A 666-nucleotide genomic window follows, 5' to 3' on the forward strand; every position below is an offset into this window, starting at 1 on the left:
ATAATGCCGATGGTTGTGACCACTGAGCCTTCGAATACATTGCTCACTAAGCCTGAGTCAAACTGAGGCTCTGCAAAGACACAGGTCACATTGAGTTCCGTGACTTTATCTTTAATTTCTTTGATGCGTGCTGGACTTGGTGCTTCGGCATCTCCAAGTGTAATGGATCCAGTTGCTGGAACATTGAAGCGTTTTTCAAAGTATTGATAGGCATCGTGGAAGACGACAAACTTTGGTTCACCCAGTTCTGAAATTTGTGCTTGTGCGTTTGCAATTAGTTCATCGAGACCTGCGATTGCCTTTTCAGCATTCGCTTCGTATTTGTCAGCGTTTTCTGCATCCATTTTTGAAAGAGTGTCTTTAATCACAGTCACCCAGTTTTTCGCATTAACAGGGTCAAGCCATGCGTGAGGGTCTACTCCATCATGGGCATGGTGATGACCTTCATGCTCATCATGTCCATGATCGTCATGTCCGTGATCATCATGCTTGTCGTGCCCGTGGTCGTCATGCTTGTCGTGTCCATGGTCGTCATGATCGTCGTGTCCGTGGTCGTCATGCTTGTCGTGTCCGTGGTCATCATGATCGTCGTGTCCATGGTCGTCATGATCGTCGTGTCCATGGTCGTCATGTTTGTCGTGTCCACGATGCCTATCAATACTTTGA

General features: G+C 47.0%; 1 protein-coding gene. It reads right to left on the reverse strand.

Annotated features, from left to right (window positions below; translation table 11 throughout):
* The coding region (locus tag A3762_RS04910; RefSeq protein ID WP_156493241.1) for a metal ABC transporter solute-binding protein, Zn/Mn family at window positions 1-666 on the reverse strand (666 nt) is incomplete at both ends.

This window comes from Oleiphilus sp. HI0125, assembly GCF_001635355.1.